The 2,523-nt window shown below is 57.5% G+C and carries 2 protein-coding genes; both read left to right on the forward strand.

Going from position 1 to position 2,523, the window contains the following annotated elements:
• Window positions 1-116 precede the first annotated feature (116 nt).
• Entirely contained in the window at window positions 117-377 is a 261-nt protein-coding gene (gene remB, locus ACOYIE_RS10380; RefSeq protein WP_433412926.1) for an extracellular matrix regulator RemB, read from the forward strand.
• A 72-nt stretch (window positions 378-449) separates the two neighbouring features.
• Window positions 450-2,390, forward strand: a complete 1,941-nt coding sequence (gene gyrB, locus ACOYIE_RS10385) for a DNA topoisomerase (ATP-hydrolyzing) subunit B (RefSeq protein WP_433412928.1) — start codon at window positions 450-452, stop codon at window positions 2,388-2,390.
• The last annotated feature ends 133 nt before the right edge of the window (window positions 2,391-2,523 follow it).

Raw genomic sequence — 2,523 nt, forward strand, 5'->3', positions numbered from 1 at the left:
GGTATAATAAAAATTAAGAATGGACAATGGAAAATGGAGAATGACGGCGGGATGCCATGCAAAAATTCTCCATTCTCAATTTTCCATTTTCCATACAGACGTCCGGAGGATTTTTGATGTATCTGCATCTGGGACAGGATTATATCGTACCGCTGCAAACGGTGGTATGCGTGTTTGATATGGACACGGCAACCGCGTCCAGGCGCACGCACAAACTGCTTTCCCGTCTGGAAGAAGAAGGGCGGATCATCGAACTGTATGAGGACCTGCCGCGCGCGGCCGTTCTGTGTGAGGACGCGCTGGGCGAAACGCTGTATCTGACGGGACTTTCCCCGCAGGCCCTGCAGCGGCGGGCGGAAAAGGGCTATGCCGTTTAAGAAGGGACAAAGACGGCGCGGAAGGCCCCATTTGCAAGCCTACTGCGTTTCTGGAAAGGAAATTTTATTGATATGAGTGAAGAACTGGAAATCAAGGACGAAATGCTCGACCTGAAGGTAACCGAAACCTATGACGAAAGTCAGATTCAGGTGCTGGAAGGGCTGGAGGCCGTCCGCAAGCGCCCGGGCATGTATATCGGCTCCACTTCGGCGCGCGGCCTGCACCATCTGGTGTATGAAATTGTGGATAACTCGATTGACGAGGCGCTGGCCGGCTACTGCACCCACATTGAAGTGACCATCGAAAAGGGCGATATCATCCGCGTCACCGATAACGGCCGCGGCATCCCCTGCGGCATCCATCCGCAGATGGGCATACCGACGCTCGAGGTCGTGCTGACCGTGCTGCACGCGGGCGGCAAGTTTGACGGATCGGGCTACAAGGTATCGGGCGGCCTGCACGGCGTGGGCTCTTCGGTCGTCAACGCTTTGTCTGACTGGATGGAGGCCGAGGTGCGCGACGGCGAGCAAAAGCATATGATGCGCTTTGAGCGCGGCGTGACGGTGAAAAAGATGGAATCCGTTCCGTTTGCCAGCGAAACGGGCACGACCATCCGCTTCCACGCCGATCCGGAAATTTTTGAGACCACCGTTTTTGAATACGATATTCTGGAAAAGCGGCTGCGCGAGCAGGCGTTTTTGAACGCCGGACTCAAAATCACGCTGCGGGACGAGCGCGAGGACGAGCCGGTTGAGGATATTATGCACTATGAGGGCGGCATCCGCCAGTTTGTGCAGCATCTCAACCGCACCAAAAACCCGCTGCATGACGGGGTCATCTATATGGAGGGCAGCCGCGGCACTTCGATGGCCGAGGTCGCCATGCAGTATACGGACAGCTATAACGAAACGCTCATTTCCTTTGCCAACAACATCAACACCACCGAGGGCGGCACGCATGAGACGGGCTTCAAGGCCGCGCTGACCCGTGTGCTCAACGATTACGGCAAGCGGTATAAGCTGCTCAAGGAGGATGAATCCTTCAAGGGCGAGGACGCGCGCGAGGGCCTGACCGCCATTATTTCGGTCAAATTGCAGGAGGCCCAGTTTGAGGGACAGACCAAGACCAAGCTTGGCAACAGCGATATACGCACCCTGGTGGATACCATGATGAGCGACAAGCTGATGACCTTCTTTGAGGAAAATCCCGCCGTCGCGCGCACGATTATTGACAAGGCGCAGGCTGCTTCGCGCGCCCGCGTGGCCGCGCAGAAAGCGCGGGAGATGACGCGGCGCAAGTCCGCGCTCGATTCGGCGGCGCTGCCGGGCAAACTGGCGGACTGCATCGAAAAAGACCCCGCGCTGACCGAGATCTACATCGTGGAGGGCGATTCCGCAGGCGGTTCGGCCAAGGAGGGCCGCGACCGGCGGCATCAGGCCATTCTGCCGCTGTGGGGCAAGATGCTCAACGTGGAAAAGGCGCGGCTCGACCGTGTGTACGGCAACGATAAGCTGACGCCGATGATTACCGCGTTCGGCGCGGGCTTTGGCGAAGATTTTGACCTTTCCAAGCTGCGGTACGGCAAAATCATCCTGATGGCCGATGCCGACGTGGACGGCAGCCATATCCGCACCCTGCTGCTGACATTTTTCTTCCGTTTCATGCGTCCGCTCATCGAGCATGGGCATGTGTATATCGCCCAGCCGCCGCTTTTCAAGAATGAAAAGGGCAAGGACGTGCGCTATACCTATTCGGACGAACAGCAGCGCGACTGCATCGCTGACATGGGCGAGGGCGTGCATGTGCAGCGGTACAAGGGCCTGGGCGAGATGGACCCCGAACAGCTTTGGGAGACGACGATGGACCCGTCCAACCGTATCCTCAAGCAGGTGACGATGGAGGACGCAGCCTCGGCCGACGAGACGTTTGCCCTGCTGATGGGCGAAAAGGTTGAGCCGCGCCGCGAATTTATTGAGAAAAACGCCAAGAATGTTATGAATCTGGACGTATAAGAGGGGTGCGATATGCTTTATTTTGAGAATGACTATGGCTTCGGCGCGCATCCGGCGGTGCTGGAGCGTCTGGTGCAGACCAATATGGAGCCGGTTTCCGGCTACGGAACCGACCCGTTCACAGCTTCGGCGG

It is taken from the genome of Agathobaculum sp. (genome assembly GCF_050946325.1).
Taxonomy (GTDB): Bacteria; Bacillota; Clostridia; order Oscillospirales; family Butyricicoccaceae; genus Agathobaculum.